The organism is [Clostridium] clostridioforme AGR2157, from assembly GCF_000424325.1.
Lineage (GTDB): Bacteria > Bacillota > Clostridia > Lachnospirales > Lachnospiraceae > Enterocloster > Enterocloster clostridioformis_A.
The window spans coordinates 18,067-38,875 of record NZ_AUJR01000023.1 but is presented as its reverse complement, the minus strand read 5'-3'; the positions used below and the strand labels follow the sequence as shown (position 1 = coordinate 38,875).

The 20,809-nt window shown below is 51.6% G+C and carries 19 protein-coding genes and 2 pseudogenes; 2 read left to right on the top strand and 19 right to left on the bottom strand.

Features of this window, described 5'->3' with window-relative positions; genetic code table 11:
• Window positions 1–33: 33 nt before the first annotated feature.
• From fabK to G614_RS0111535, 3 genes are all read right to left on the bottom strand, one after another.
• Window positions 34–960 (bottom strand): enoyl-[acyl-carrier-protein] reductase FabK, encoded by a 927-nt coding sequence (gene fabK, locus G614_RS0111545; protein ID WP_027642067.1) that lies wholly within the window; start codon window positions 958–960, stop codon window positions 34–36.
• Window positions 961–1,059: 99 nt separating this feature from the next.
• On the bottom strand, window positions 1,060–1,293 hold the full coding sequence (gene acpP, locus G614_RS0111540; protein WP_027642066.1) for an acyl carrier protein: 234 nt from the start codon (window positions 1,291–1,293) through the stop codon (window positions 1,060–1,062).
• Between the two features lie 50 nt (window positions 1,294–1,343).
• Complete coding sequence (locus G614_RS0111535) at window positions 1,344–2,306, bottom strand: beta-ketoacyl-ACP synthase III (RefSeq protein WP_044917635.1); 963 nt, start codon at window positions 2,304–2,306, stop codon at window positions 1,344–1,346.
• 269 nt (window positions 2,307–2,575) lie between these two features.
• On the opposite strand from G614_RS0111535, the gene G614_RS0111530 reads away from it, so the two are divergent.
• On the top strand, window positions 2,576–2,839 hold the full coding sequence (locus G614_RS0111530; protein WP_002565794.1) for an AbrB/MazE/SpoVT family DNA-binding domain-containing protein: 264 nt from the start codon (window positions 2,576–2,578) through the stop codon (window positions 2,837–2,839).
• Between the two features lie 92 nt (window positions 2,840–2,931).
• Here G614_RS0111530 and rsmI read toward each other — a convergent pair whose 3' ends face one another.
• The 11 genes from rsmI to G614_RS0111475 form a co-directional block, all read right to left on the bottom strand.
• A complete protein-coding gene (gene rsmI, locus G614_RS0111525; RefSeq protein WP_027642064.1) occupies window positions 2,932–3,777 on the bottom strand; it encodes a 16S rRNA (cytidine(1402)-2'-O)-methyltransferase in 846 nt (281 codons plus the stop codon).
• A 76-nt stretch (window positions 3,778–3,853) separates the two neighbouring features.
• On the bottom strand, window positions 3,854–4,636 hold the full coding sequence (locus tag G614_RS0111520) for a tRNA1(Val) (adenine(37)-N6)-methyltransferase (RefSeq protein WP_044917632.1): 783 nt from the start codon (window positions 4,634–4,636) through the stop codon (window positions 3,854–3,856).
• Window positions 4,626–5,558 (bottom strand): PSP1 domain-containing protein, encoded by a 933-nt coding sequence (locus G614_RS0111515; RefSeq protein ID WP_027642062.1) that lies wholly within the window; start codon window positions 5,556–5,558, stop codon window positions 4,626–4,628. Before G614_RS0111515 ends, G614_RS0111520 begins: the two co-directional genes overlap by 11 nt.
• Window positions 5,559–5,593: 35 nt before the next feature.
• Complete coding sequence (gene holB / locus G614_RS0111510) at window positions 5,594–6,583, bottom strand: DNA polymerase III subunit delta' (RefSeq protein ID WP_027642061.1); 990 nt, start codon at window positions 6,581–6,583, stop codon at window positions 5,594–5,596.
• A gap of 189 nt (window positions 6,584–6,772) precedes the next feature.
• Window positions 6,773–7,534, bottom strand: coding sequence for a response regulator transcription factor (locus tag G614_RS0111505; RefSeq protein WP_027642060.1), 762 nt, complete (start codon window positions 7,532–7,534; stop codon window positions 6,773–6,775).
• Window positions 7,527–9,245 (bottom strand): cache domain-containing sensor histidine kinase, encoded by a 1,719-nt coding sequence (locus G614_RS0111500; protein ID WP_027642059.1) that lies wholly within the window; start codon window positions 9,243–9,245, stop codon window positions 7,527–7,529. Before G614_RS0111500 ends, G614_RS0111505 begins: the two co-directional genes overlap by 8 nt.
• Complete coding sequence (locus tag G614_RS0111495) at window positions 9,242–10,393, bottom strand: ABC transporter substrate-binding protein (RefSeq protein WP_027642058.1); 1,152 nt, start codon at window positions 10,391–10,393, stop codon at window positions 9,242–9,244. Before G614_RS0111495 ends, G614_RS0111500 begins: the two co-directional genes overlap by 4 nt.
• Window positions 10,394–10,598: 205 nt before the next feature.
• Window positions 10,599–12,038 (bottom strand): phosphoglucomutase/phosphomannomutase family protein, encoded by a 1,440-nt coding sequence (locus G614_RS0111490; protein WP_027642057.1) that lies wholly within the window; start codon window positions 12,036–12,038, stop codon window positions 10,599–10,601.
• A gap of 69 nt (window positions 12,039–12,107) precedes the next feature.
• A complete protein-coding gene (locus tag G614_RS0111485; RefSeq protein ID WP_027642056.1) occupies window positions 12,108–13,760 on the bottom strand; it encodes an ABC transporter permease in 1,653 nt (550 codons plus the stop codon).
• A complete protein-coding gene (locus G614_RS0111480; protein WP_027642055.1) occupies window positions 13,754–14,833 on the bottom strand; it encodes an ABC transporter ATP-binding protein in 1,080 nt (359 codons plus the stop codon). The genes G614_RS0111485 and G614_RS0111480 overlap by 7 nt, the downstream gene beginning before the upstream one ends.
• A 178-nt stretch (window positions 14,834–15,011) precedes the next feature.
• Complete coding sequence (locus G614_RS0111475) at window positions 15,012–16,136, bottom strand: ABC transporter substrate-binding protein (protein WP_027642054.1); 1,125 nt, start codon at window positions 16,134–16,136, stop codon at window positions 15,012–15,014.
• 200 nt (window positions 16,137–16,336) lie between these two features.
• On the opposite strand from G614_RS0111475, the pseudogene G614_RS35015 reads away from it, so the two are divergent.
• Window positions 16,337–16,460: pseudogene (locus G614_RS35015) on the top strand (IS91 family transposase); the annotation flags it as partial.
• Between the two features lie 106 nt (window positions 16,461–16,566).
• Here G614_RS35015 and G614_RS0111470 read toward each other — a convergent pair.
• The 5 genes and pseudogenes from G614_RS0111470 to G614_RS0111450 form a co-directional block, all read right to left on the bottom strand.
• On the bottom strand, window positions 16,567–17,331 hold the full coding sequence (locus G614_RS0111470; RefSeq protein ID WP_027642053.1) for an amino acid ABC transporter ATP-binding protein: 765 nt from the start codon (window positions 17,329–17,331) through the stop codon (window positions 16,567–16,569).
• Between the two features lie 20 nt (window positions 17,332–17,351).
• Window positions 17,352–18,011 (bottom strand): amino acid ABC transporter permease, encoded by a 660-nt coding sequence (locus G614_RS0111465; RefSeq protein ID WP_027642052.1) that lies wholly within the window; start codon window positions 18,009–18,011, stop codon window positions 17,352–17,354.
• 102 nt (window positions 18,012–18,113) lie between these two features.
• Entirely contained in the window at window positions 18,114–19,007 is an 894-nt protein-coding gene (locus G614_RS0111460) for an amino acid ABC transporter substrate-binding protein (RefSeq protein WP_027642051.1), read from the bottom strand.
• Between the two features lie 189 nt (window positions 19,008–19,196).
• Window positions 19,197–19,510: pseudogene (locus G614_RS27325) on the bottom strand (HAD family hydrolase); the annotation flags it as partial.
• Entirely contained in the window at window positions 19,497–20,801 is a 1,305-nt protein-coding gene (locus tag G614_RS0111450; protein WP_027642050.1) for a dihydroorotase, read from the bottom strand. The gene G614_RS0111450 and the pseudogene G614_RS27325, both read right to left, overlap by 14 nt.
• Window positions 20,802–20,809: the final 8 nt, after the last annotated feature.

The window sequence follows — 20,809 nt, the reverse complement described above, 5'->3', positions numbered from 1 at the left end:
TAATCTCCTTATCCTAAATCCTGTCCCAATTCTCTAGTTCCAGCCCATCAGCTTTCCTGCCTGCGCCATGATTTCCTCAATCATCTCCTTGCAGGTCTGCTCCTTGGATATCATACCTGCAATCTGTCCGGCCATAACGGTTCCCCTGTTTACATCGCCTTCCATGACTGCCTTGCGCAGGGTTCCCAGAGTCAGGTACTCCAGCTCCTCAAAGGACTTGCCCTCCTGCTCCAGCTTGATGTATTCCCTGGTCATCTGGTTCCTGAGTCCTCTTACAGGATGGCCGTGGCTGCGTCCTGTAACCGTGGAATCAATGTCCTTGGCCTTGATAATGCGCTGCTTATAATTTTCATGTACAATGGACTCTTTGGCAACCACGAACCTGGTTCCCATCTGTACTGCCTCAGCACCCAGCATAAAGGCTGCGGCCATTCCTCTTCCGTCTCCGATACCGCCTGCCGCGATAACCGGGATGGAAACAGCGTCCGCCACCTGGGGAACCAGAGTCATGGTGGTCTGCTCTCCTATATGGCCGCCGGACTCCATGCCCTCAGCCACCACTGCGTCCGCCCCATACTTCTCCATACGGCGGGCCAGAGCCACGCTTGCAACCACGGGAATCACCCTGATGCCCGCTGCCTTCCACATTTCCATATACTTTTCGGGGTTTCCGGCACCGGTGGTAACCACCTTTATGCCTTCCTCCACAACCACCTTTGCCACGTCATCCGCATGGGGGCTCAGCAGCATGACATTGACGCCAAAAGGCTTATCTGTCAGCTCCCTGGCCTTGCGAATCTCGTCGCGCACCACTTCTCCAGGTGCGTTGGCACCGCCAATCAGTCCGAAACCGCCTGCCTCTGATACGGCTGCTGCCAGATTGTGTTCTGCTACCCAGGCCATGCCGCCCTGAATAATAGGATATTCAATTCCTAACATTTCTGTAATTCTTGTGTTCATTGTTCTACCTCCAGTTCTACATTTCCTGGGCTCTCCCCTATTAAAGTAACAGCGTGCTTCAATATCATCCACACGCCGTTGTCAAACCCCATCTGCTATTTATGCCTCTACGCCCTTGGCTTTTAAGTAGTTCATAACCTCTCCGACAGTGGTTAACTGCTCTAAGTCCTCAGCAGGAATCTCTACGGAGTACTCATCCTCAAGAGCCATAACCAGCTCGAACAGGTCTAAGGAATCAACGCCTAAATCTTCTTTGAAGGAGGAAGCCTCTGTAACAGAGTCTGCCTCTACGCTTAACTGCTCTGCAATAATTTCTTTCATTTTCTCTAACATGGTTGTTGTTCTCCTTTTACATTTTCTTAATTTATATTATAATTTTATTTTTACCACTCTAACAGGGCCGCACCCCAGGTAAGGCCCGCACCGAATCCGGACAGCACCACTTTATCTCCGGCTGACAGCATTCCCTTCCGGTTCATCTCATCTAACAGGATGGGAACCGATGCCCCTGATGTATTGCCATAGTGTTCCATGTTGACCGGGAAACGGTCCACATTTACCTTCAGGCGTTTTGCTATGGATTCAATGATCCGGTAATTGGCCTGATGGATTGCAAAGTACCTGACGTCCTCCGCCTTCACTCCTGTGTCTTCCAGCACCTCGGTTATGCATTGGGGTACTTTTTTCACCGCAAATTTGAATACCTCCTGGCCGTCCATGGTCATATATCCCAGCTCCGGCTTCTTGCCCAGAAGGAAATTGCCATTGGTCCTGGAACCGCAGGTCAGCGATCCGCCTTTTGTTCCGTCTGAGTGCATGTTCATCCCCAGGATACCGGTTCCATCGGCTTTTACCACCACTGCGCCTGCGCCGTCTCCAAATAACACACAGGTTCCCCGGTCCGTCCAGTCAATCAGCTTGCTGAGTACGTCTGCACCAATCACAAGGGCTGTCTTATAGATGCCGCTGCTTATAAACGCATGAGCTGTATTCAGCGCATAGACAAAACCGGTGCAGGCCGCGCTTATGTCACAGCAGGCTGCGTTTTTCGCGCCTATCCTGCCCTGCACCTCACATGCCCCATTGGGAAAACAGTAATCCGGCGATGAGGTGGCCAGCAGTATAAGGTCTATTTCCTCAGGTTTTACACCTGCATTCTCCAGCGCATTAACTGAGGCTTCAGCCGCCATATAGGAGGTACCTTCGTTGGTGGCAATCCTTCTCGCCCCTATCCCCGTTCGGCTGCGGATCCACTCGTCGTTGGTCTCCACAATCTGTGCAAGGTCGTCATTGGTCACAATCTGCTCCGGTACATATGAACCGGTTCCTACGATTCTCGTTGTCATTTTTCTTACCCTCCCGAATCCATCAGCAATCAGCGGACTCATGCCTTCCTTCTTTTGCTTGCTCAGAGGAAATACTTTGAACATCAAAGTAATACTACAGGAAACGTAAGTATTTGTCAAGAAATATTTTTGTCGCTTTTTGTTAACTTTACTGTTCTCTTACATTTCTTACCAAATCTGACATTTACATATATTGACTTTGCTTCCTGAATTTGGTAAGTTAAATTTGTACAAATGGGGCGAATATATTTTACAAGGGGGTATTAACCATGAAAACTACAGGTGTTATCCGTAAATTGGATGAACTCGGCAGAATCACCCTTCCCATCGAATTAAGAAGAAGCCTTGATTTGGATGTGAAAGATGGTCTTGAAATTACGGTTCAGGATGACTGTATTATCCTGAAGAAGGCAGAATGTGCTGACATTTTCACCGGAAGCACTGACGATTTGCTGGAATATGAAGGCAAGAAAGTATCCCGTCAGTCCGTTGTCGCGCTGGCTAAATTAGCAGGCCTTAATGTTACCGAGTAACCAAAACTCGTACATAGAGAGAACCTGCGGCTCCCTCTCAATATCAGAAGGCATGTAAGCCGCAGGTTCTTTCTATAATCTTATGCGTCCAATCACAGAAGCTGCCGGTACACATCCCGCTTTGTGATTCCCCGGTCCTTTGCCACCGCCTTCATAGCTTCCTTCCTATCCATGCCCTGGTCCGTATAGCAGGCCAGATGTTCCTGAATTTCCATCTCTTCCCAGCGGCTTATCTGCTCCTTTCGCAGCTCCTCCAGAGGCTTTCCTTCTATTACTATGACACACTCTCCTTTAGGCTCCTCCTCATGGCAGCGTTCCAGTGCTTCCCGGAATGTGGTCCTGTAAGCTGTCTCATATTTTTTCGTAAGCTCCCTGCATATGGTTATGTTCCTGTCCCCAAGAGCCTCATATAAATCTTCAAGTGTCCTCACCAGGTGGTGGGGCGCCTCATACACGATAATGGTCCTGGTCTCCTTCTTAAGCTCCTCCAGGATTCTGGCCCGCTCCTTCTTATCCCCCTTCTCAGAGGGCAGAAACGCCTCAAAGCAGAATCTCCTGGTGGAAAGCCCCGACATGGTGAGGGCCGTGATACACGCTGCCGGGCCAGGAAGGGAGGTGACCTGGATTCCCGCCTCATAGCACTGCCTTACCAGCTCCTCTCCCGGATCCGATATACCGGGGGTCCCGGCGTCCGTAATCAGGGCTATGTTCACCCCTTCCTCCAGCCGGCCCACCAGGTATCTGGCCTTGTCCACCTTGTTATACTCGTGGTAGCTGGTCATGGGCGTTTTTATATCAAAATGATTCAGAAGCTTGATGCTGTGGCGCGTATCCTCTGCCGCAATCAAATCCACTTCCTTTAATGTCCTGAGTACCCTGAAGGTGATATCCTCCAGATTGCCGATTGGCGTGGCGCAGAGATATAGTATTCCTGCCATGAGCCTCTCCCTTCTGTCCATTGAGCGCTTAAGCGTCTGTCCTTTGGACGCCTGCTATCATAAGTCGTATAATCCGTCAATATCCGTAGGTGGTCCGTATCTCCCGGGAATACTCCCCATTCTGGTCAAAGACAATGACCGGAGCTTCCATCTTAAGGAGAGGACCGCCTCCCCTCACGGCCTCTATAAGCACCATGTTGGCCTCCCGGTCCGCATAAGGATGGACCATCTTCATGCGCTTTGGCTCCAGGCCATGGCGCTTCATGACGGTGATAATTTCAATCAGCCGTCTGGGCCTGTGGACCATGCAGAAACGGCCTCCCGGCTTCAGTACCCGGGTGCCCTCCCTCACCACATCCTCCAGCGTACATTTCACCTCATGGCGGGCAATGGCTTTGGCATCCCCCGGATTCTTAAGGCCATGGGATTCATTCATATAGGGGGGATTGGTGGTTACTACATCAAAAGAAGCCAGGGCAAATAACCTGGTGGCCTCCACTATATCGCCGGTGACGATGTCCACCTTGCCTTCCAGATGATTATATGCCACACTCCGCCTGGCCATGTCCGCTGACTCTTCCTGTATCTCCAGACCGGTAAAGTGGCTTCCCTCAGACTTAGCGGTCAGAAGAATGGGAATGATGCCTGTGCCTGTTCCCAGGTCCAGCACCTTCTCCCCTTTTTTCACAACGGCAAAGCCGGACAGAAGGACGGCATCCATGCCAAAGCAGAATGCGCCCTTCCTCTGGATGATTCCATAATTATTGCGCTGCAAATCATCGATCCGCTCGTCGTCCCGCAGCATGATGGTTCCTTCCTGACGCCAAGTGTGTTTCACCGTAACTGTATCAGTTGTCATCCAGCTTCGACTTTCCTTCCTTCTTCTCAAGGGCTTCCAGCTGTTTAAGCTCTGCGTCCGGCGTGTCGCCTCCGTGCTTTTCCCCGCCGCCTTTGCCCTTCTTTTTCCTGGGCTTGAACTTGAGCTGGTCCACCTTGTATTCCCTGATTTCTTTCTCGTCCCGCTCCACGGTCACAATCACCTTAACCTGCTGGCGCAGCACGTTGACGCTGTGAACCTCGCCCTTTAACCCGTCGCTTGTGGTCACATAATCTCCCGGATTGGGAAGCTTGCTGTTTAAGACCTCGTATGTTTCCTCTTCATTCTTAAGGCAGCACATAAGGCGTCCGCACACACCTGATATCTTGGTGGGATTCAGGGACAGGTTCTGTTCCTTTGCCATCTTGATGGACACAGGAATGAACTCGGACAGATAGGAATGGCAGCACAGCGCCCTTCCGCAGATGCCGATGCCTCCCATAATTTTAGTCTCGTCCCTGACGCCTACCTGGCGCAGCTCAATCCTGGTCTTAAACACGCTGGCCAGGTCCTTAACCAGCTCCCTGAAATCGATTCTGCCGTCGGCAGTAAAGTAAAACAGGACCTTGTTGTTGTCAAATGTGTATTCGGCGTCAATGAGCTTCATATCCAAATGATGCTTTTTGATTTTTTCCTGGCAGATTTTAAAGGCATCCCTTTCCTTCTGCTTGTTCCTGGCCTCTGCCGCCTCATCCTCATCCGTCGCCATGCGGATGACTGATTTTAAGGGCGGAACCACCTTGGATTCATCCACTTCCCGGTTCCCCAGGACCACATACCCGTACTCAATACCCCTGGCCGTCTCCACGATGACGTGGTCGCCTGTCTTAATCCGGCGGCCTGCGGGGTCGAAATAATATATCTTTCCTGCGGTGCGGAAGCGCACCCCGATTACTGTAATCATTCTGTGTTCTCCTTCTCTTGCAGCCCTGACACGTCCTAATTCTCCTTCATGGTTAGAAGCATCAGCTCCATGACCAGTTCGGTGTTCACGTTGGCGTACAGCCTGATTCTGGCCTTGTCAATGGCTTCCAGAATTTTCTCCAGACCGTCATAGCCGCTTGTGGTGCTGACACTCTTAACGGCAGAGAATTCATCCTTGAATATCAGCAGGTTAATATCCTTTGTGGTTTTATACATCAGAATATCCCTGTACCACATCTGCATAAAGTCCAGGCATTCCCGGATATCCAGGTTCTCCTCCTTAACCTTGCGGATGTAGTCTAAAAGCTCCGATATGTCCGTATCCTTGATGTGCTTCAGGAGATGGAGCATCTCCCTGTACATCACCCCAAACTCCTCTGACCGGGCCAGATGGATAGCTTTGCCCAGATTGCCCCTGGCAAAGGCAGCGTAGATATCAGCCTTGCTTTCATTTTCTCCCAGAGACTGTACCAGGTATTCCTTTACAACGGAATCCTTTAAGGGTTTCAGCTTAAGCTGTACACACCTTGACAGGATGGTGGGCAGGAACGCGTCCTGATTCGTGGTCAAAAACAGGATAACCGCATAAGCAGGGGGCTCTTCAATGGTCTTAAGGAGGGCGTTCTGTGCCTGTACGGTCATCTTCTCCGCCTCATCCACTATATATATCTTATAATAACTGCTGTAGGGACGTACCTGGATGGTATCGTTAATCTGCTCCCTTATATCGTCCACTCCGATGCTGGCGGGCTTTTCATGTGTCACGTAAATAAGATCCGGGTGGTTTCCCGAAAGTACCTGCTTACAGGCATGGCACTGCATACAGGGCTCCGCCATCCCCCTCTCGCACAGCAGGCTGAGGGCAAATGCATTGGCCAGGGATTTCCTTCCCATTCCGGCCTCGCCGCTCAGTATATAAGCATGGGAAACCTTCCCTGTCTGCACTGCGCTGCGGAAATGTTCCTTTATCTGTTCATGTCCTAATATATCGTTAAATCCCAACATAGTGATTGGTTCCCCCTTGCGCTGCCGGCCTGGTTTCCAAAACCCTGAAAATGCCTTAAACCGGTATATCCGGACCTCCATCCCGGCAGGGACAGACATCCTCAATAAGTATAGCATAAGAATTTTTCAATGTATAGTACTACATTTTTCCCTGTTTTCCCTATTTATAACCTATCTGAACTGTTACAGCTATCTGCACCTGTCCTGATACTCCGACGGCGACACCCCCAGTATCTTTTTAAACTGCGCGCTGAAATACGCTGTGTCTGAATATCCCACCTGGTCCGCCACCTCGTACACCTTTACCCTGCAGTCCTTTAACAGGTTCATGGCCATCTGCATCCGGTAATAGGCCAGATAGTTGGTAAAGGTGTAGTCGGTTTCCTTCTTAAAGACCCGGCTTAAGTATCCTTCGCTGATTTCCAGATAGGCGGCCACGGTACTGATGGTGATATCCTCCCGGTAATGTTCCCTGATATACTGGGTGGCTGCCTCCACATACTTGTTCTTGGATTTTTTATCGGAATGAAAGCGCAGGACCGGGGCTGCGTCTGTTTCCTCCTCCTTTGCCGGACGTTCTTCCATCTGCTCTCTGATGTGCCCCACCGCATGTTCCAAATCGCCGTCCCTCAAAGGCTTCAGGAGATAATCGCTGACTCCCAGCCTCAGGGCGCTCTGGGCGTATTTAAAGTCGCTGTAGGCCGTCAAAATAATGAATTTGGCGCGGCAGCCCTGTTCCCGCAGTTTTGTTATCATCTCCACGCCGTCCATTCTGGGCATCTTCACATCCGTCACAATAATATCCGGGGACAGGCGGACCGCCAGCTCTGCCCCTTCTTCCCCGTTGGCAGCCTCCCCTGCAATCACACAGTCCAGGGCCGCCCAGTCAATGGTCAGGATAATCCCGCGCCTGACCATTGTCTCGTCTTCCACCACAATGACCTTATACATCCGGTACCTCCTTCTGAACCGGCAGCCTGAGGGTGATGGTGGTCCCATCCTCCGTGACAGATGCCTTCATACCGTACTCCTGTCCATAATATATTTTCAATATGTTGATAACATTGTATAATCCCAGATGGCCGTCCCTCTTTGCCGGAGCGTCGCTGTTAATCCAGTCCGCCATTTCCCGGCTCATGCCGCATCCGTTGTCTGTCACCGATATGTTCAGTATCCCCTCTTTCTGGAACGCGTAAATACAGATGTAGCCGTGCCCGCATCCGTCCAGCCCATGGATGATGGCGTTCTCAACCAGAGGCTGCAGAATCATCTTGGGCACCATACAGTCCTCCAGCTGGTCCGGTATCTCTGTCTCATACAGGAACCGTCCTGTAAAACGTATTTTCTGTATCTCCACATAGCTCTCAATGGTCTCCAACTCCTCCCTCAGGGTGATAAAGGGCCGGCTGGATATGCTCTTTCTCAGGATGACAGCCAGGTTTTCCGCCAGCACTGCAATCTCCGGCACCTGGTTGATTCTGGCGCTCCACTTGATGGAATCCAGGGTATTATACAGGAAATGTGGATTCAGCTGTGTCTGGTACAGCTTGAGAGTGGTCTTATTTAAATCCTTCTGCTTCTGCACCGTGTCATCCAGGTACTTCTGCAGGTCCCCGGTCATCTGGTTAAAGCTCTCTGTCAGCCTGCCCAGTTCATCCTGCCGGTTGGTATGGATGCGGATGGACAAATCCCCTTTTTTTACCTTTGCCATGGCCTTATCCAACAGGCTCACCGGCTGGCCGATGCTCCGGGACAACGCGCCTGCTATGATGAGGCAGAGCACCAGTCCCAGGCCGGACAGCGCAAGGCTCACCGTCCCCATGGTGCGCACGGCCGGAGCGCTGATGGGAGCGGAACAGCGCAGCAGGATGTAAAAGCCCCGGGAAGGCTCCCTGGTCCACAGATATCTGGTATATACCCCCTTTTTCTCCGTCCCGCCCTGGCCCGATATGGTGTGCCCGATAATATCACTGATTTCACGTTCCCCGTATTCCGGTCTGGAACAGTAAAGGGGCTTCTGGTGGGAATCCAGTACCAGCAGCGTATCGCCGGACGAATAAAAACCGTTCAGCAGGTTGTCAAAATTTTCCCTGGTAAAGTCCAGTACCACATATCCGGTCCTGGCCCCGTGGGTGCTCTCCAGTGAAAATGCCCCCTGCATCAGAACATCGCTGCCGGATGGCGGCAGATAAGGGTCCGTCCTGTAATAGGTAATTCCCTGTTCCCCCGACGCCTTGTTAAGCAATCCCCAATTCACAGGCAGACGGCTGCTCTTAGGCCCTGTATCCGTGGTAAAACGCAGTTTCCCGCCTGCATCATAAATGCTGAACTGCGCATGGCTGTAAATCTCCTGAACCGCCTGGTACATGGACAGATACAAATCCTTCTGGAACTCAATGGTCTTATTGTCAATCATGACCCAGGCCGCAGATCCATCCTCTGTCAACGTTTCACAGGCTTTCCGGCAATTCTCTAACAGCTGGGTAAACCGTTCCCTGACTTCTTCCAGCTGCTGGCTTCCGTCCACGGTTATCTGGCGGTTGATTGAGGCAGTGAACAGACGCATCATCACAACACTTGAAAATGTAAGGGGCACCAAAGCCACCAGAAGGCAGCCCAGGAATACCCTGGCCTTAAAAGAGAGTCTCCGGTACCATTTCATTCCACAGGCCTCCCTTCCCGCCGGGACAGAATACCGTTCCACCTGGCCAGTACGTCCTTCTTTTCCCTGGAAAGCTCCTCCAGGTCCATCTCAATCAGCGGCAGCCTGCCAATGGGCGACAGTCCCGGCAGAGGCGGCACATCGCTTCTCACGGAGCGGCGGTTTAAATCCGACACCAGAATCCTCTGGGTATCCCTGCTCACCGTAAAATCCAGAAACTGCCTGGCAGCGTCAGGATTCGCGCATCCCTTTACAATGGCCGTACCGTCCGGAAGGGCCGTGGTCCCCTCCTGGGGATAGATATAATCCACGTCGGCTCCCTCTGACAGCAGCGCCTGAGCGGACTCCTCCATGGTGACCCCAAGGGAATACCTCCCGTCCAGGATACCGGCATTTACCTCCTGCATGCTGTTCAGGGTGCCGTATCCCAGATTCTCCATAAACTGTTCCAGGTAATTCCCCTTTTTATCCCAAGTATGGACAGCCGTCACAAGGGCAGCCGAATACACATCAGACCGGCGCGGGTCCACAAAGGCAATCCTTCCCTTCCACCTGGGCTCCAAAAGGCTGTTCCATCCCGCCGGCAGTTCGCGGTAGGTCACCACATTTGTATTGTACATGATAACCATGGGCAGGGCGGAGAAGCTGGTCCATCGGTTATCCTCGGATTGGAAGCTCTCTGTTATGAATGCCGCTTCCGGGCTTTTATATACCTGCCAATGTTCCTTAGACTGTTCCAGTGTCTCTATCCCCACTCCGAACACCACATCCCAATCCGGCCTTTCCTCCTCATCCTCCAGCCTGACTGTCATTTCCTCGGAGGACCCCCGCTCCACCTTCACCATCAGGTTGGTGCGCTCCTCAAATTCCTTGATGATGGGTTCATATATCTCTTCCTCCTGGGCCGTATAGAGAACCAGGTCCGGCACAGCAGGCATGGGGGCTGTCTCCGGCCCTGACTGGCACGAGGAAAGAACAGCCATGCAGAAAAGGCACAGGATGCAGAATGTCAGATTTCGTTTTCCCCTGGCAGCCCTGTCTGCGCCAGCGGCAGCGGCTTTTATACCCCTCTCAGCCGCTTTTGTGCCCCTCATAGCCGCTTTTGTGTCCCTCATAGCCGCCTTCATACCCATGACAGTCTCTTTCATCTTCATGTCTGTTCCTCCCCTTAGCATTGGCGCCTCAATGCCAATCAGTCCCATTTGCTACATTATACCAAAGAAATACCTACTTTTCCAAACTATTACAAAAAGACCCTCAGTGCCTCCGGGAAAACAGAGGAACAAAAGGGCTTGTAAAAGGAAACCGGAGTTTTATTACCATTTTCATATCTCCTGTCTATCCGGCCGGTTCCTACAGTCCCAGATATTCTTCAAACAGATTGCACATCCTGACCGTATCCGGTTCATGTTCCATCTCACAGAATATGCGAAGCAAAGGTTCCGTACCCGAGAACCTGGCGATAACCCAGCCGCCGTTCTTAAAGTATACCTTGCATCCGTCCATATAAGAAACATGGTCTGTCTCAAAGGGCATTTCCGGCAGCTTTCTTTCCTCCATGAGGATGTTATGGATTCGTTCCTTTTCCTCAGGCGTGAACCTGTAATCCCGCTCCGCCACATGTATGGCTCCATATTCCTTCATGATATCCGCCGCAATCTCCGACAGCTTCTTACCGCTGACAGCTATCATCTCCACCAGAAGGGTCGCCGCATAGATGCCGTCCTTTCCGTGTATATGGCCCTTTACCGTCAGTCCGCCTGAGGACTCGCCGCCTATAATGGCATCCGTCTCCTGCATTTTTGCGGATATATGCTTGAATCCCACCGGCGCCTCGTAGCATTTCTGCCCAAAGCTCTCCGCCACCTTGTCCAGCACATGGGTGGTTGCCAGGTTGCGCACAGCAGGTCCCCGCCACCCCTTGTATTTCAGCAGATAGTAATAGAGCATGACCAGTGTGTCGTTTGCGTGGAGATAATGTCCCTGGTCATCAATGACCCCCAGCCTGTCCGCATCCCCGTCCGTGGCAATGCCGATGTCACAATACCGGTCCAGCACATAATTCTGGAGATTTCGCAGAGTCCGCTCCGTGGGCGCCGGCATCTTTCCTCCAAACAGGGCGTCGTGCCTGGAATTAATGGTTTCTATGGTGCACCTTGCAATGGAAAGGATGGTGCTCAGTGCAGTCAGGCTCACACCGTACATGGGATCAATGGCAATGCGCAAATCACGTTCCTTGATGGCGTCCATGTTAATCACGGAAATGATGTTATCCAGATACTCATTCATGGGATTGATTTCCCTGACCATGCCCTGCTTTACAAGCTCCATGTAGGATGGCGGCGGCATCTGCCCGTTTTCCTCCTCATTGGGTGCATAGAGTTCCTCTGCCTGTTCCAGGTAATACTCAATCTCCGCTGTCTGCTTCTCATCCGCATCCCGGCCCCCGTATGTAAACACCTTGATTCCGTTATAGATGGCCGGATTATGGCTGGCTGTCACCATCATGCCGTAGCTCAGCTCATGCTTCATCACATAGAACATTACCAGGGGAGTAGGCGAGCTGCGGTTTACGAACCACACCCTGATTCCCTGGCTTCCAAATATTTCGCAGGCCCATATGATGGCCTCCTTTGAAAGGAACCGCCTGTCATACCCCATGACAACGCCCTGGCTCTCCACGCCCTCTGCCTTCATCTTAAGGCATATGGCCAGCGCCAGCTTCTGTATGTTCTCCTTTGTAAATTCTTCCCCGATGATGGCTCTCCAGCCGCCTGTCCCGAACTTTACCATATGTTTTCTCCTCATTTTCCTCATAAAAGCCTGAAGGTTTCCACAAAACGCTTCAGGCTTTTGCACATACTACACGATTGACACCTTTCCTTTGCTCACCTTCAGGAATATCAGCAGCATGACAACCGTGCTCACAGTCAGAATCGATGCCAGCGCAGCGGCCGTGCCATAGCTGTTGCGGACCACCTCAGTATAGATAGCTACGGAGATGGTACTTGTCTTGCCGCCATAGAGCATAACGCTGGATGACAGCTCATTGATACAGGTAATCCAGCTGAGGATGGCTCCGGACAGGACACCGGGCGCCATGAGCCTAGCGGTCACCTTGCCGAAGGTCTTCATGGGTGACACTCCCAGACTGATGGACGCCTCCTCCACACTTGGGTCCAGCTGCTGCAGGAAGGCGCTTCCGGACCGCACCGTATAGGGTAACTTTCTGACCACAAAGGCGATAATGATGATCAGGGCCGTACCTGTAAGAACCACCGGAGGCTTATTGAATGCGACGATTAAGCTGATACCAAGAACAGCTCCGGGAATGACAAATGGGAACATAATAATTAAGTCCATCAGCTGCCCGGCCACGCCCTTCTGGCGGACCACAATATAGGAAATCAGCATACCCAGCGCTATGATGAACACAATGGCAACAGTGGAAAATACAAAGGTATTCCTGATGTTGGTCCACAGGCGGTTAAATATGGTGATATAGCTGCCCAGGCTGAACCCTTTCCGGAAGCCCGTGAAATCACATTTGATAAAGCTGGTGATGAGCACCACAATCTGAGGCAGGATTCCCACAAAGGTAACCATCATCACAGGGAATGTGACCAGGAAACGCTTGAATCCGTGAAGCACTTCTTCCTTGGGGGGACGCATGGCTGTCATGACGTAATTCTTTCTAGATACATAATACTTCTGCACCAGCAGCACCGTGGCGGAACAGATTACGATGATAACAGACAATGCGCTGGCCAGGTGGGCGTTGCCGCCAATCTCACTCATGTATTCATTGTATACCAGAACCGGAAGGACCATGTAGCCCTCGCCGATGAGCATGGGTGTTCCGAAATCAGCCAGACTGGTCATGAATACCATGATGGCCCCTGCCGCGATGGACGGAAGCACCACTGGCAGGGTAATGGTCCACAGCCTGCGAAACTTATTGCTTCCCAGATTCTCCGCGGCCTCCTCCAGGCTGGAATCAATGCTTCCCATGGCGCCTGAGGCGTACAGATACACATAGGGGAACAGCTTAAAGGTAAATACGATGATAATACCCATCTTGCCGTAAATACTGGGCAGATGGATGCCGATATCTGCAAACAGGCTGGTGATAAAACCGGAGCGTCCAAACAGTGTAATCCAGCTGTAAGCCCCGATAAACGGCGGGCTCATAAGGCTCATGATGATGAAAATGTGGATGAACCTTTTTCCCACCACATTATATCTGGACATGACATAGGCGATGGGCACACCCACCACCAAGGTTGTGAGGGTAGTGACTACGGACACGAACAGGCTTCGCCCAAGGGCATTGTAATAGTATTTTTTTGTAAAGAACCGGACATAGTTCTCCAGGGTAAAACCGGCTGCGTTTTTTGAAAAGAAGCTTCGTGTTATCAGGGTACAGAACGGGTAAAACAGGAAAATCAGCATAAATCCCACTACCAGTACCTTGACCCAGAACCAAAAGTCCAGCTTTTTTTGCGACTTTACCATGAAATCACCTCCTGGGTCCGGGCGTCGTAAACTCCTACCGCGTTGATATCGAAGTTGACCTTGACCCGCTGTCCGTCCGGGCGCAGCTCCCGGACATCCTTCGTGTACTCGTTGAGCTGTACGGTCTGTCCGTTATCCAATCCAATCTCATATTCAATGAAATCTCCCAGGAAGGTGGAGATCACGATTTTTCCCGGCAGACCTTCCTTTTCGTCAAAGAACAGCTGCTCCGGCCTGGCTGAAATGATTCCCTTTCCCTTAAAGGGAGCATTCAGACTGCATGTAATCGTGCATTCGCCCTTAATGTCAAGAACTGCTGCTGCCGGATTTTCACCGTTCACATCACATTCCACGAAATTGGAGACCCCTATGAATCCTGCCACAAATGTATTCTGTGGTTTTTTGTATATACTCTCCGGGGAGCCCACCTGCATCACCTCGCCCTCTTTGATGACCGCTATACGGTCAGAGATGGCCAGTGCCTCCTCCTGGTCATGGGTCACGTAGATGGTGGTGATTCCCAGCCGGCGCTGCAGCTTTTTGATCACCGTCCTCATCTGCACCCTGAGCTTTGCATCCAGATTGGACAGCGGTTCATCCATCAGCAGCACGCCAGGCTCTATGACAAATGCCCTTGCCAGGGCCACCCTCTGCTGCTGCCCGCCTGACAGCTCGTTGGGCCTTCTGTCTTTCAGATTCTTAATCTGAACCAGGTCAAGGGCCTCCTCCACCTTGCCGGGAATCTGGTCTTTGGGATATTTCTTTGCCTTTAAGCCATAGGCCACATTTTCTGCCACGGTCAGATGGGGGAAAATGGCATAGTTCTGAAACACCATGCCGATATCCCTTTTGTGGGCCTCCAGGTTATTGATAACCTTGTCGTCGAAGCAGATCTCTCCGCCATCCACGCTGTTAAAACCCGCTATCATTCTAAGCAACGTGGTCTTGCCGCATCCGGAGGGCCCTAACAGTGTAAAAAATTCGCCCTGTTTTATCTCCAGATTCACTCCCTTTAACGCTGTAAAATCACCGTACCTCTTAACGGCGTCCTTTATGATAACATCATGGCTCATACCAGTTTCCTCCTTATATGCTGACGCTGCCTGTCTCCCGGCCCATCTTCCAATCCCGATACAATTATACCCTTTACGTGAAAGACTGTCCCGCCCTTCCGGGTCCGGACAGCCTTTTCACCGTGTTACTCTGATTCTATATCTCTACTGCTTATATATACGCAATACTCCCACAGTTTTAATCTACCATGATGTCATTGAAGCGCTCAATGATGACTTCCTTCTCATTGGCTGCCCAGTCAAAATCATAGTCAACCAGCGGAATATCTTCCAGTTTAGCCATGCCTTCCCCAACTTCCATGTCGCTTCTTACAGGACGGCGTCCCCAATTTCCACTCTGCTCTGTCTGGCACTCTTTGGATGTAACGAAATCAATAAACAGCTTAGCGTTCTCCTCATTGGGGCATCCCTTAACCAGGGCCACGCCATCCGGTACAGCGCTGGTTCCATCCTTAGGATATGCAAATCCTACAGACGGGTCATCCTTGTACTGCACAGCAGCCTTCTCCAGGGTCAGTCCTACATAGAACTCTCCGTCAGCCACCATCTTATGGCACTTGCCTGAAGAGTCAACAATCTTTCCGTCCAGGTTATCATATAATTTCTTGATGAAATCCCATCCGTCTTCCTTGCCGCCATGGCCCAGAATCATGGTACATAACTGTGTATAAGCGGAACCTGATTTGGATGGCAGACAGTACGCAATCTTGCCCTTCCACTCAGGCTTTGTCAGGTCTTCCCATGTCTCAGGAATGGTCAGGCCGTCCTTCTCAATCAGGTCCTTGTTATAGAAGATAACCATTGGCAGCGGACTCTCGCCAATCCACAGTCCGTCCGGGTCCTTGTAAGCAGCGCCTATGAATTCGTCGTTAGCGCATACATAGGGCTCAAAATATTCCTTGAAAGCTGCCAGGGAGTCAGCGCCTCCGCCCCACAGTACATCCGCGATGGGATTGGCTGTCTCGGCAGCAATACGGTTGCACAGCTCGCCGGTACCTGCCGCCACTACCTCAACCTTAACATTGGGATATTTCTCCATGAACAGGTTAACGCCTGCATTCAGAGGATCTGCGTCATGGGGCGAATATACCACTACGGTTCCCTTATAATCCTCAGGAGCCTTCTCGCCTGCGGCTTTAGCCTCTGCCTTGGTCTCCTCTGCCTTGTCCTCAGCCTTGGTATCAGCCGGCGCCTCTGTGGCTGCAGGAGCTGCCGTGATATCGGCCGCCTTTTCGCCGCCGCAAGCTGCCAGGCTTAAAATCATCATTGTTGCCAGTGAAGCTGCTAAAAACCGTTTCTTCATAATACACCTCTCCTTTTATATCATATTTTCAGTTCACGTATTCATTGGGAGTTTTTACCTCCGATAGTCGTATTATATGATTTTACTGTGCATTTTTCCATTTGTTATTCTTACATTTCTTTTGTTATTCTGAACTATTGCATATTTTTTACTATATTTTCAATATTTATATATGCATATTATCCAACTGAAAGTGCGCCTTAAATTTGTCCAATGATCCGCTCAGATGCCCGGAGTGTGGCACTTCTATGATGGTTTTAGAAGTTTACCACAAAAAAAACCGCACTATTTGAACGCTATCGAAAGGTTATGGGATATGGATAGCTCCATACGCCTTATTCTTTCTCTATCGTCAGATAGTGCAGCTAAACCAAAAAGCTACATAGATGCCTCTTATAGTATCTGTCTGTGAATATCATATTGTTTAAAATTAATCCAGCAAAGCCCCATACCGCCCCAAAAAGCTCTGGGTCCTCTCATTATCCGAAGCAAACACCTGCTCCGGCGTCCCCTCCTCCACAATAACGCCGCCCGCCATGAATACCACGCGGTCCGATATATCCCTTGCAAAGGCCATCTCATGGGTGACTATGACCATGGCGATGTCAAGGTCTGCCAGGGACTTAATCACCTTAAGAACCTCCCCGGTCAGCTCCGGGTCCAGGGCCGAGGTGGGTTCGTCAAAAAACAGTATCTTGGGATTCAGCGCCAATGCCCTGGCAATGGCCACTCGCTGGCACTGGCCGCCGGACAGCTGGCATGGAAACGCATTTTCCTTATCCTCCAGACCCATCTTCCTAAGCAGTGCCCTGGCTTCCTCATATACCTGCGCCTTATCCCTTTTCTGCACATGGATGGGAGCATCCGTGATGTTCTTCATGACAGAGTAGTGGGGGAACAGGTTGAAATTCTGGAATACCAGTCCATACTGGCTCTGAATTTCCTTTAAATCCTTCTTTGACGCGTACACGGCCTTTCCGTCCTCTGTCCAGGCCGCCCGCTTTCCCAGGTATATCACTTCCCCGCTGTCCATGGTCTCCAGCATGGTAGCGCACCGCAGCAGGGTGGATTTTCCCGAACCGGAAGGACCGATGACAGACACGATTTCCCCCTCCTCCACACTGAGGGATATATCCTTTATGACGCTCAGGCCGTCAAATGACTTTTCCACATGATTTAATTCCAGCAGCTTCATAATCCACAATCCTCCTGTTCCTAACGGTAATAATCCATTTTTTTCTCAACCCACTCCATTCCAACTGCCACTACCAGGTTGAAAATATAGTAGAACAGACCGGCGGCCACAAAGGGAATCATGTTGGTCTGGGACGCTGCCAGGGCTTTGGCTATGGAGAACATCTCCGCCACGCTGAGAGTAAAGGCCAGGGAGGTGTCCTTGACCAGGGTGATGACCTCGTTGGTCACAGACGGAAGAATCCGTTTGATGACCTGGGGCAGTATGATTTTGAAAAAGGTCTGGAACCGGCTGTAGCCCAGAATCTGAGCCGCCTCGTACTGGCCCACAGGCATGGACTGGATGCCGCTTCTGTAGATTTCAGCAAAATAGGCAGCATAGTTGATTACAAATCCAATGAAGGTGGCCCACAGCCGGTAGCCGCTGCCCACCTTGATGCGGAACAGATAATAGGGTCCGAAATACACCACCATGAGCTGCAGCATCAGGGGCGTACCTCTCATTATGGATATGTATACCTTGACAATGGCCTGAAGCAGCCGGTTTTTGGACATGCGCCCAAAGGCCACCAAAAGGCCCAGTGGAAGGGAAAATATAAGTGTCACCAGGAATATCTGGATACTGGTTCCCATACCTCCTGCCAACTGAATCATCATCTGTTCAATTGTCATTTTACCCATAACTTCGTACCTGCCTTTAATATTTATGCCGTATAAAGCCGCTGTGGAACAAGCTGCCGCCGGATTATCCGGCAGGACAGCAGGTCCAGACAGCGGCCTTTATTACTTACCAATCGTAGTTACGTCCTCGCCAAACCATTTCTCAGATATGGACTTAAGTGTGCCGTCCGCAGCCATCTCTTCCAGGGTAGCCTGTACCTTGTCACGAAGCTCCGTGTTGCCCTTCTTGAATCCAACTCCGTACTCCTCTGCGGACAGGCTGTCCTCCAGGATAACGAAGTCTGCGTTTCTCTGCTGAATCTGATATCCGGCCACGATTACGTCCATGGCTATGGCGTCCACCGCGCCCTGCTCCAAATCCATGAAAGCTGAGTTATAATCAGCCGTGGTAAGCAGCTGCTTGAAGGTAGCTGTCAGGTCGGGGACTTCCTTTAACGCTGCCTCTGCGGAAGAATCCACCTGGCACTCTACAATCTTGCCTGCCAGGTCCGCCTGGCTGGCTATACCGGAATCCTTAGCCACAACAAATACCTGGGTGTTGGCCATGTACGGCTCTGTCCATGTATAGTCGTCCTCACGCCCTGTCATGGTAAATCCGTTCCAGATACAGTCAATGTTGCCTGCCTCCAGCTCCATGTCCTTGGAATCCCATGCAATGGGCTGTGCCTTGTACTCCAGTCCCAGACGCTTTGCCACCTCCTGGGCCAGCTCCAGGTCAAATCCTGTATATTCACCGTCGTCTCCCATGAATCCCATAGGCGGGAAATCCTGGTCAAATCCTACTATCAATGTTCCTCCTGCGCTTCCTGCAGCGGCCTCTGCCTTTGTGTCCGCCTCCGTGGCTGCATCCTCAGCCTTGGCAGAGGTGTCTGCTGCTGTCTGCGCGGTTTCTGCCTTTGTCTCTGCCGCTGTGGCTGCTTTCTGTGAACCGCCGCATCCTGCCAGGGATAATGCCATCACAGATGCAAGGGCCAGGCTAAAAAGTCTTTTTTTCATTATATACGTCCTCCTCTTTTTCCGCTGTTTCGGGTCCAGCGGCTCCTTATGCTCTTTTGACACGCTATCATATTAGCACACTAAAGCGTCTGTGTAAAGGACATTTTATATGGAAAAACCGACAAAGATCCGCGGCACTGTCCCCCTCCCCAAAAATCAGGGCAAAACAGGAGCCTACAAAAAATTCATAAGCTCCTTAATGAAGCCGTCCAGGCCGGAAGCAGCCAGCCGCTTGTACTGGGTGGACGATGTCCCGTAGACGGCCAAAAAACGCCTCAAACCTCTGCCACACCAAATCATCCTTGGTCACTTCCCCCCGCTCAAAGGCGGACCAGAATCCCTCATTGATTTCATGGTACAGCAAAAGACGTTCCTCTGTGGGCTCAAATCCATACTGTTCAAGGACCACCTTCATGCCCTGCCTCTCAGACATGCCAAAATCCAAAAGCGAAACCGTCCACATCCAGAAGAATCACATCAAACTTCCGTTTACCGTTCTCCATAAACCACCCTTCCTTTGCAAACCGTATACATTACCTTGCCCGTCAATGTCTCGCCCAGGAAGGGGCTGTTGGCTGACTTGGATTCAAACCCTTCCACCGTCCACTGCCTGTCCGCATCAAAAAGCACCAAATCCGCCGGCGCTCCTGCTTCCATGCGCCCGCAGTCCAGCTTATACAGTCTGGCCGGATTAAGGCTCATCTTTTCCATGAGCTCCATTAGCGTGAGATGGCCTGCCTTCACCAAATTGGTGATTCCCAGGGCCAGGGCAGTCTCCAGTCCCAGTATGCCGCTGGGCGCCTGGGTCAGGGGCCGCTCCTTTTCCTCCCTGCTGTGGGGCGCATGGTCCGTGGCAATCATGTCAATGGTTCCATCCTTAAGTCCCTCAATCAGCATCTGCCTGTCTGTCTCTGTCCTTAACGGCGGGTTCATCTTAGCCAGGGTTCCGTGCTTTAACACGGCTTCCTCTGTCAGGGTAAAATGGTGGGGCGTCACCTCGGCCCATACCTTTGCCCCCAGCTTCTTGGCCAGGCGCACCATCTCCACGGAATGCCCTGAGCTGATATGCTGGATGTCCACGGTTGCCCCTGTATCCAGGGCTATCATGCAGTCCCTGGCCACCAGGGAATCCTCTGCCAGGGCCGGAGAGCCGTAGATTCCCAGTTCATCCGAAATCCTGCCGTGGTTAATTCCATTTTCCCTGATAAAATGCTTATCTTCCTCATGGAAGCTGAGAACCGTATCCAATCTGGCCGCTTCCTCCATGGCCGCCCTGACAAACGTCCCCTCCATCAGGGGGATTCCGTCATCCGTAAATCCCGCTGCCCCGGCCGTCAGAAGTCCCTCCATGTCGGTCAGCTCCCTGCCTGCGAATCCCTTTGACACAGCGGCGCAGCTTAACACATGGATGCCTGTCTTTTTTCCCTCTTCCAGCACATAGCGCAGGGTTTCCTCGTTATCCACAATGGGATTGGTGTTGGCCATACACACAACCGTGGTGAAACCGCCCTTTGCAGCAGCCCTTGCCCCTGTATGGATGTCCTCCTTGTACGTGGGGCCCGGATCGCGAAAATGCACATGGACATCCACCAGTCCCGGCGCTGCCACCAGTCCCTCTGCCTCGATTATCTGCTCATACGTCCTCTCCCGCGGGCTAAAGCCGGGCGCTCCCTCTGCTCCGCCCTGGTCCGCCGGAAATATCCCGGCAATCCTGTCACCGTCCAAAACCACATCCGCCTTTATATCCAGCCCTTCTGCGGGTCCCAGGACCCGTCCTGCGCGAATCAAAATCATAATCCGTT

What these genes read in the sequence shown, in the direction of transcription:
- G614_RS0111470 (WP_027642053.1), bottom strand. Translation starts at nt 17,331, where the DNA reads ATGAAGCTGCTGGAATTAAATCATGTGGAAAAGTCATTTGACGGCCTG.
- holB (WP_027642061.1), bottom strand. Translation starts at nt 6,583, where the DNA reads ATGTTGGGATTTAACGATATATTAGGACATGAACAGATAAAGGAACAT.
- G614_RS0111530 (WP_002565794.1), top strand. Translation starts at nt 2,576, where the DNA reads ATGAAAACTACAGGTGTTATCCGTAAATTGGATGAACTCGGCAGAATC.
- G614_RS0111495 (WP_027642058.1), bottom strand. Translation starts at nt 10,393, where the DNA reads ATGAAAGAGACTGTCATGGGTATGAAGGCGGCTATGAGGGACACAAAA.
- rsmI (WP_027642064.1), bottom strand. Translation starts at nt 3,777, where the DNA reads ATGGCAGGAATACTATATCTCTGCGCCACGCCAATCGGCAATCTGGAG.
- G614_RS0111480 (WP_027642055.1), bottom strand. Translation starts at nt 14,833, where the DNA reads ATGAGCCATGATGTTATCATAAAGGACGCCGTTAAGAGGTACGGTGAT.
- acpP (WP_027642066.1), bottom strand. Translation starts at nt 1,293, where the DNA reads ATGTTAGAGAAAATGAAAGAAATTATTGCAGAGCAGTTAAGCGTAGAG.
- G614_RS0111450 (WP_027642050.1), bottom strand. Translation starts at nt 20,801, where the DNA reads ATGATTTTGATTCGCGCAGGACGGGTCCTGGGACCCGCAGAAGGGCTG.
- G614_RS0111490 (WP_027642057.1), bottom strand. Translation starts at nt 12,038, where the DNA reads ATGGTAAAGTTCGGGACAGGCGGCTGGAGAGCCATCATCGGGGAAGAA.
- G614_RS0111460 (WP_027642051.1), bottom strand. Translation starts at nt 19,007, where the DNA reads ATGAAAAAAAGACTTTTTAGCCTGGCCCTTGCATCTGTGATGGCATTA.
- G614_RS0111535 (WP_044917635.1), bottom strand. Translation starts at nt 2,306, where the DNA reads ATGACAACGAGAATCGTAGGAACCGGTTCATATGTACCGGAGCAGATT.
- G614_RS0111515 (WP_027642062.1), bottom strand. Translation starts at nt 5,558, where the DNA reads ATGATTACAGTAATCGGGGTGCGCTTCCGCACCGCAGGAAAGATATAT.
- G614_RS0111520 (WP_044917632.1), bottom strand. Translation starts at nt 4,636, where the DNA reads ATGACAACTGATACAGTTACGGTGAAACACACTTGGCGTCAGGAAGGA.
- G614_RS0111465 (WP_027642052.1), bottom strand. Translation starts at nt 18,011, where the DNA reads ATGGGTAAAATGACAATTGAACAGATGATGATTCAGTTGGCAGGAGGT.
- G614_RS0111505 (WP_027642060.1), bottom strand. Translation starts at nt 7,534, where the DNA reads ATGTATAAGGTCATTGTGGTGGAAGACGAGACAATGGTCAGGCGCGGG.
- fabK (WP_027642067.1), bottom strand. Translation starts at nt 960, where the DNA reads ATGAACACAAGAATTACAGAAATGTTAGGAATTGAATATCCTATTATT.
- G614_RS0111475 (WP_027642054.1), bottom strand. Translation starts at nt 16,136, where the DNA reads ATGAAGAAACGGTTTTTAGCAGCTTCACTGGCAACAATGATGATTTTA.
- G614_RS0111500 (WP_027642059.1), bottom strand. Translation starts at nt 9,245, where the DNA reads ATGAAATGGTACCGGAGACTCTCTTTTAAGGCCAGGGTATTCCTGGGC.
- G614_RS0111485 (WP_027642056.1), bottom strand. Translation starts at nt 13,760, where the DNA reads ATGGTAAAGTCGCAAAAAAAGCTGGACTTTTGGTTCTGGGTCAAGGTA.